The sequence below is a fragment of the Acidithiobacillus concretivorus genome, assembly GCF_018853445.1.
Classification (GTDB): Bacteria; Pseudomonadota; Gammaproteobacteria; order Acidithiobacillales; family Acidithiobacillaceae; genus Acidithiobacillus; species Acidithiobacillus concretivorus.
In genome coordinates, this window is sequence record NZ_JABELD010000079.1 from 1 (window position 1) to 6,783 (window position 6,783).

The 6,783-nt window shown below is 55.9% G+C and carries 6 protein-coding genes and 2 pseudogenes; 3 read left to right on the forward strand and 5 right to left on the reverse strand.

Annotated elements, in window-relative coordinates:
- From HJG40_RS10785 to HJG40_RS10795, 3 genes and pseudogenes are all read left to right on the forward strand, one after another.
- Window positions 1-364, forward strand: a pseudogene (locus tag HJG40_RS10785) (hypothetical protein); the annotation flags it as partial.
- 12 nt (window positions 365-376) lie between these two features.
- Window positions 377-991 carry a nucleotide-binding protein gene (locus HJG40_RS10790; protein WP_215864194.1) on the forward strand — a complete coding sequence of 205 codons (615 nt, stop codon included), beginning with the start codon at window positions 377-379 and terminating at the stop codon, window positions 989-991.
- 33 nt (window positions 992-1,024) lie between these two features.
- The gene (locus HJG40_RS10795) at window positions 1,025-1,798 is read left to right on the forward strand and encodes a tetratricopeptide repeat protein (protein ID WP_215864195.1); all 774 of its coding nucleotides are present in this window, start codon (window positions 1,025-1,027) and stop codon (window positions 1,796-1,798) included.
- A gap of 135 nt (window positions 1,799-1,933) precedes the next feature.
- On the opposite strand, the pseudogene HJG40_RS10800 reads toward HJG40_RS10795, so the two are convergent.
- From HJG40_RS10800 to HJG40_RS10820, 5 genes and pseudogenes are all read right to left on the reverse strand, one after another.
- A pseudogene (locus HJG40_RS10800) lies at window positions 1,934-2,053 on the reverse strand (sugar phosphate nucleotidyltransferase); the annotation flags it as partial.
- A 108-nt stretch (window positions 2,054-2,161) separates the two neighbouring features.
- Window positions 2,162-3,766 carry an LTA synthase family protein gene (locus tag HJG40_RS10805; RefSeq protein ID WP_215864196.1) on the reverse strand — a complete coding sequence of 535 codons (1,605 nt, stop codon included), beginning with the start codon at window positions 3,764-3,766 and terminating at the stop codon, window positions 2,162-2,164.
- On the reverse strand, window positions 3,759-4,541 hold the full coding sequence (locus tag HJG40_RS10810) for an SDR family NAD(P)-dependent oxidoreductase (protein ID WP_215864197.1): 783 nt from the start codon (window positions 4,539-4,541) through the stop codon (window positions 3,759-3,761). Before HJG40_RS10810 ends, HJG40_RS10805 begins: the two co-directional genes overlap by 8 nt.
- A complete protein-coding gene (locus HJG40_RS10815) occupies window positions 4,448-5,758 on the reverse strand; it encodes a capsule polysaccharide biogenesis protein (protein WP_215864198.1) in 1,311 nt (436 codons plus the stop codon). Before HJG40_RS10815 ends, HJG40_RS10810 begins: the two co-directional genes overlap by 94 nt.
- The coding region (locus tag HJG40_RS10820; RefSeq protein ID WP_215864199.1) for a capsular polysaccharide export protein, LipB/KpsS family at window positions 5,755-6,783 on the reverse strand (1,029 nt) is incomplete at its 5' end. The genes HJG40_RS10820 and HJG40_RS10815, both read right to left, overlap by 4 nt.

Here is a 6,783-nt window from a genome sequence, read left to right on the forward strand (position 1 = left end):
ATCAGAAGGCCCTTGGGATGCGGGTGGCATGAATTTCAATGGGCCGCATGGTGGTCCCATGAACATGAATAGTGGCAACTACGGCGGTTATGGGCAGCCTTATCAGGGCGAATATCAGGGCGGTGGTAGTAATGGTTATCCGCAATCCTATGGACAACAATCCTATAATGGACCTAGACAGGGTTATGCCCGTTATACGGCACCACAAAACTACGCCTATCCCAATCAGGGACAATATCCACAACAATACCAACAACAATATCGACAACCCTATCCGCAGCAGATGCGTCCCAGCATGCCGCCCCCACCCATGGGTCCTTATCAATCTCCTTATGGTTATTCGCCCTACGGATATGGCCGTTAACCCGAGGATCTCATGCGTTTGGTAGTGGCCTCTATGAAGGGCGGATCCGGTAAAAGCACGGTGAGTTTCAATCTCGCCGTGTGGTTAGCGTATCGGGCTCCCGTGCAACTTTACGACCTCGATCCCCAGGGCACCTTACGCGATGTCTGCAGCGATCGCACAGAACAGCACATTCTGCCCGCCCTTTCTGTAGCTACAGAGATGAATGAAGTCCTGCCCCAAGCTGATTACGCCCTGATTGACTGTAGTTATTCCGAACTAACCGCCTTTCGGGGGGCTTTGAGCGTCGCCGATGTCATCCTCATGCCCGTCGGCCCCAGTCAGGCAGATATCTGGTCTGCACAACGTTTTTTGGAGGATTGCAGCCAATGGGCAGCCCCTCCGGTCTGGGCATTTATCAATCGTGCAGACACCCACCATGCAGTACGTGAAAGCGATGAAGCTGAGGCCATGCTGGCCGAACTTCCTCAGATCAAACCATTGGGATTACGACTTGGACAACGCACTGCCTTTCGCCGCTCACTCAGTGAAGCCCGCGCCGTTTTTGAATTAGAGGCCAGCAGCAAAGCCAGCCAGGAACTGGAAAAACTGGCTCGTACTTTGTATCCAGAATGGTCTATAGCTTAGACCAACCCCATTTATCATTGAGGCGAACAACTTATGCGTATTTTCTCCCCAAAACCCTTCCTCAGACACCCTCTTTTCAAAACAGGGATGGTTTTTTCAGCCCTTTTTACGAGCGCCAGCCTGCAATTAGTCTCCGGGAATATGCACCTCGAAACGGCTCCTTTCAGCATTATTGCCAGCGCAGCTGCCGCAGGATCTGCCTTACCTGCAGAAATTGCCCCGGCTCAATCGACGCATCTGACTACCGTAGCCCCCAAAAAAGTGACGACGCCGGTAAAGCCGCCACATGGCGCTGTCCCTGCAGCCAAACAGCCCATCGCATCTAAAAAAACTGGACAGAGCCGTGCAGCCAAAACGCATGCTGACCACAAAAACATGAAGGCTCCGCCCACTTTATCTATGCCCAAACCGGCTTCGACAAAAAGTCTGAGCACAGCCCAAGTCAAATTGCTCTTGCAGGCACGGGCAGCCTACTGGCATCGCAATGCGCCGAAAGCCATTGCCGACTTCCAAAAATTGCTCCACGAAGCGCCTGATCATCCGGGTATTTATGGTGAATTGGGCAATGTGTATTACATGACCGGCAAATATCCAGAAGCCGCCATTGCCTATGGAAGCGCGGCCCGAACCATGATTCGGATGCAGCGCTTTGCAGAAGCCTATAGTCTTTTGCCGCTGATAGGCTCCCTGAATCCTCAGGAAGCTAAAGCCATTGACCAAAGCTTGCAGGTTCACAGTACTGCAGCAGCTAAAAGAGCCCGTAAAGCCGACCAGCAAAAATCTGAGCCGTCCGTAATGCCCGATTGAAAAACATCGCGCCAGCAACATATCATCCAGTCTGATCTCAACAAGCTGTTTGCAGGGCATTGAGCAGACTGTCGGCCGCATGCAGAACATGCCGGAGTTCCAGAGATAGTCGCCGCTGTCGAGGTAACCCTGGGCATTGCTCTGGTTGGGCTTTTCGACGAAACAGGCAACCTGATAGCCGCTGTCCAGGGCGCTGCCCTTCTGAATGTAGCCATAACCGGTTTCGGGACCCGTCGGCGTGACACTAAAGGTCACCAGATAGCCATTGTTCGGAAAGCTGCTGCGCTTTGTGTACGGTGTTTAACACCGTTGTAGTGGACGCAAAATGTGAGACCACAGCACATTTTTATCAGCGTCTGGGTTTTATACTCCCACTCTCGATAATCCGTTGTGCCTCTGTATTTCTATTTCGCAGCTGATTAGGGCCAGAGCGTGAACACCCAGCTCTTCGACGGCAATTTCCGGCTGCGGAGGGCTGCCGGGGGCTGGGTGGCGGGAGGACCAGAGCCAGTAGTCGGTGCGGCCATCTTCAAAATGACGGGCCTCGTAGAGTTTTTCCATAATGGGGACATGGTCACCATAAAACCCCAGCACACTGGGTAGGGACAGCTTGGGCAGTTCGCTCATGAACTGCTGCAGCATGGCCCCAGCATTGCGGACGTGGCGCAGGTAAATGGCCAGGTCATCGGCGCTGACGGAAGGCTCTTGCAAGAGCAGGGTTTTCTTTTCGGCGGCGCTGACCGATTCCAGGTGCAGAGGGCCGTGGTTTTCCATGGTAATAATGAAGATGAAGGTTGGCTGGGTGGCCCCCTGCAGTATTTGCAAGGTCTTGTCGGCAACCGCCCGGTCGCCGGTATAGGGGCCACTGCGGTCTTTCGGCGTAAACTCCGCGACATCCAGAAAATCGTCAAAACCGAGCAGCGGGTAAATCGTACTGCGGGCGTAAAAGCTGGAGGGATAAGGGTGGATGCAGATGGTCCGGTAGCCCTGGGCTTTGAGTCGCCAGGCGATGCTGGGCAGGGGCCGACGCGCCAGAAAGCGATAAGGCTGAAACTGATGAATACCGAGCGCAGCAGGCGACCAGCCGGTGAGCAGACTGAATTCAGTACGGATGGTATTGGCCCCCCAGGGCGGCACCCGAATTTGCCCGCTTTGCACACATTGACGTCGGGCCGCATCAAAGTCCCTGAAGACTTCCGGGGCAATATGTGGCCAGAGGCGGCGCGCATCAAAAAACGATTCGCTCTGGACGATGACCAGATGACCGGGGGATTCTGTATGACTGGGGGATGATTCTGAGATATTTGGATTTTGACCTGGAATAACCGGCTGCGGTTCTGACCAGGGACCAAAGGGGCGGGCAGCAGGCACCTGGACAGGAGCCCGTTCTGCCCAGCCATATAACCAGAGACTGGGGGCAAAACCCATGTCGCGAATATCTTTGTCCGGCTGCAGGCTGGGTGCATCAGACCAGCGGTCGCCCACCCAGAGCAGGCAGGCTGCGGCGAACAATAACAAGGCACCATATTTGAGAAAAGCCAGCCAGGGCATTTGTGCAGTCAGCGGCGTTTCCGCCCAAAGTGCCGTGCCAATAACGGCTACGGCAATAATCCCCAGGGCAATGGCGCGCCACAAACCAAGAAAGGGCAAATACAGACGGGGATGTTTGATGGCATCGGTAAAGTATTCAAAGTCCATAAATACAAAAGGTTCACGCAGACTGGCTGCTTTAGCGTTACCCACCAGCACCACCGCCAGCCAAATGCCGAGCCCTGCCAGCATGGCAAATATCGGACGTTGGACGATGAGCAAAAAGAACGTGAATATCAGTAACCACAGGCCGCTATGGAGCAGATAAGTCCATAAGGGGCGGCCCAGCAGCTTGGGGCGGGGATGCACGAGGGCCTCCGCCGCAAAGGACAGCAGCCAGCCAATGCCCAAACACCAGGGCCAGAGCAGTTCAGTCATGGTGACCGTTGTAGCCCATTAGGCCGACAATCCAGACCGAAATAGCGGCAGGGAGGACCGCCAGCCACCAGGTGCCGAAATTGAGCGGAAAGGGAAAACTGATACGCGCCTTGTTGCGGGCCAAGCCTTGGCGAATCAGTGCCGCCGCGCGGGAGGGCTGCATGAGGAAAGGCTTGGGACCGGGCATTTCCTGGCACATGACCGAGTCCACATAGCCGGGCATGATGACACTGATACCGATGCCTTCTTTCCCCAACCAGCCACGTAAGGCTTCGCCGTAGGCTTTGATGGCGGCTTTGGAGGCGCAATAGCTGGGGGTGACCGGCAGGCCGAAGTAACCGGCCAGCGAGCTCATCAAGGCGATTTGTCCGGCGTTGCGGGCGCGCATGGCAGGGAGCACGGCATCTACCAGCACCCGACTGGCGTGCAGATTGACCGCCATGAGCGCTTCGGCTTCTTCCCAGGCTTCGCCGGATTCGTCGGGGCCGGTGTTGATGTTCATGCCGGCGTTGGAAATCACCAGATCCAGCGGGCCGATTTTTTCGCAATCGGCTACCCAGGCACGCAGGGTGGCACTGTCGCGCACGTCAAAACTGCGCTGCGTGACCGTTGCGCCCTGGGTCTGGGCAGACTGGACAATGGCGTCCAGCTTGCTGCGATTACGCCCATGCAGGTGCAGGGTTACACCGGGTCGGGCGTAGACGGTGACCAGGGCTGCGCCAATGGCGCTGGTCGCGCCGGTAAGGAGGATGGTTTGCGGAGATCGTTGCGGCATAAAAGTTCCTCTATAGGGGACTGTTCTAGTTCAAGTCTGGCGGCGGCAGTTTCCAGCGCCAGTTGCATACCGGTGTTGCAATAAAAGCCGCCATTGATTTGGGTGCCATATATCAGCACCCGGCGAAACGCAGACCAGAGTTCTGGATCGGGTGCATGGGGCTGGTTCCAGAACTCGGCAAGACGCTGCTGACTGGTGAGTCCAGCCACATTGTAAACCGGATCGGCCAGAGTAATCACCGGTTTTCCGGTTTTGAGTGCCCAGGTGCCCACCGTGCTGTTGATGGTCACTACTCCTTGACAATAGTCCAGGAAAAGTTCGAGGTTGCCGTAATCATAATAATGAATCCGGTTGAGGATCCCCAGTTGCCGGGCGGTTTTCTGAGCGAAGGCTTCATAGGGGAGAATGCCGGGGTCGAGAGGATGGTTTTTAATGACCAGATGCAGGTTTTTGTCGGCATAGCGGGCAAAAGATTCCAGACTCTGGCGAATAAAATCATAGGTATCACAAAACTCCGAATGACAGGTGATCTGGCTGTCACTGTAGAGCTGCAGAGGCAGCAAAAAAAAGGGCTGGCCACTTTCGACAAAACGATAATTACGGACCAGATCGCTTTTCAGGCGGTGCCGGACCTTGGGGTAGCGACGCACGTACCAGAAATATTCGCGGATGGGATGCATCGGGGCATGATGCCGGTAATGCCGGTAGGCAACGGGATTCAGGATGTCACCACTATGGTAAAGCACATCATGCAGAGCGCGTATTTTAAACTTGCCGAGAAACGCCTGACTATTATCGGGTATGGGCACCCGGTCGATAATGTGGCGATACCAGTCTGGATCTTTGGGGAGTTGGGAATGGGCATTGACACCGCCTCTTTCCAGGGTCATCCAGAATGGCCGCAAATAGCCTTCTTCAAAAACGTGGACGGCAATATTTTGGGCTTTGGCGAGGGTATGCACGGACTGATGTACCGGTCGCTGGTCGCCAAAAAGCACGACATCACTGACCTGTTCGCGCTGGACGATCTGCTGGAGAAATTCTGGCAACACGTCCAGACTTTTCCGAAAATGGAGCGCCTTGCGCGGAAACCAGTAGACCATGTCTCCGCCACAAAACTGGATTTTCAGTACCTGATGGCCGCGCTGCACCAAGCGATCAGCGAGCAGGGCAAAAAACGGGCTGGCAACCCCTTGCAGAAACAGGAATTTTTTCATCGCACCCCCACCACCTGACGCAGCACCAGCCGAAAGGCTTTGCGCCAGAACGGCAGGTGATAGTCTTTTGTTCCACCGCGCTGGGCATGTAAGGCATTGACGGCGGTTTCGGGGCTGCAGAGGCGTTGTTTCTGAGGGTGGATATAGCGGGGGTAGAGGATGAGCGTAGCAGCGACCAGGGCATCCAGACTGAGTCGGCGTTGCCGCCGGGGGATAGGTTCGCGGTCATTGGTCAGTCCCCATCCGGCGTAAAAAGGGCTGCCGTGACAGGTGACCGGTTTGTTGCGCAACAGTGCTTCAAAGCCCGCTGCGGAAGTCATGACATGCACCTGATCTACCTGAGTCAGCAGTTGATGCATGCTGACAGCATGGATCTGCTCGTCGCAGTAGGTAGTCGCCTGTTCTTCACCCGCGCCCACCCGACGCAGCCCGGCACTGACGTCCGGGTGGGGCTTGTAAACTATATAGGCGTCGGGGTTCAGATCTCGCACTTTGCGCAGCAAAGACAGGTTACTCTGGGTGCTGGCGCTGCCCAGGGCAATGCTGGCGTCACTTTCTACCTGTCCGACGACCAGAATAACCTGGGTAACAGCCTGAGCACTGGCCGATGCCTGCGGGTCAGATGGTTGCTGCTGGCTTTGCCGCCAGGCGGCGGGATTACTTTCAGGCGGCTGTATGTTGGGCAGACGGGTTTCCGGCCGCTGCCACCCCCCCTGCCCGACGTTGTACTTGGTAAGCCCCAAAGCCACAATCTGCTCGCGCAGGGCGCGGGCGCGGTCCAGAAGCGTCACATCAAAATCATAGCTGGCGAGTATTTGTTCAAGGTCCGAAGCTTTGCTGGCATCGTAATAGAGGCCGCTGCTATCAAAACAATAAGACAGGGGCGCAATCAGGTCCGCACCCAGGCCAATGGAGCGTAAAAACCCGTCTTCCACACGAATAATGGGGTGGCCCTCCGGCGCAGTTTGCGCTCCCCAGAGCAACAGGGTGGCCCCCGCCGGTGCCTGTTGGGTGTGGCGGATAAA

Excerpts from the sequence above, each read along its gene's own strand:
- HJG40_RS10790 (WP_215864194.1), top strand. The coding sequence starts at position 377 with ATGCGTTTGGTAGTGGCCTCTATGAAGGGCGGATCCGGTAAAAGCACG.
- HJG40_RS10795 (WP_215864195.1), top strand. The coding sequence starts at position 1,025 with ATGCGTATTTTCTCCCCAAAACCCTTCCTCAGACACCCTCTTTTCAAA.
- HJG40_RS10805 (WP_215864196.1), bottom strand. The coding sequence starts at position 3,766 with ATGACTGAACTGCTCTGGCCCTGGTGTTTGGGCATTGGCTGGCTGCTG.
- HJG40_RS10810 (WP_215864197.1), bottom strand. The coding sequence starts at position 4,541 with ATGCCGCAACGATCTCCGCAAACCATCCTCCTTACCGGCGCGACCAGC.
- HJG40_RS10815 (WP_215864198.1), bottom strand. The coding sequence starts at position 5,758 with ATGAAAAAATTCCTGTTTCTGCAAGGGGTTGCCAGCCCGTTTTTTGCC.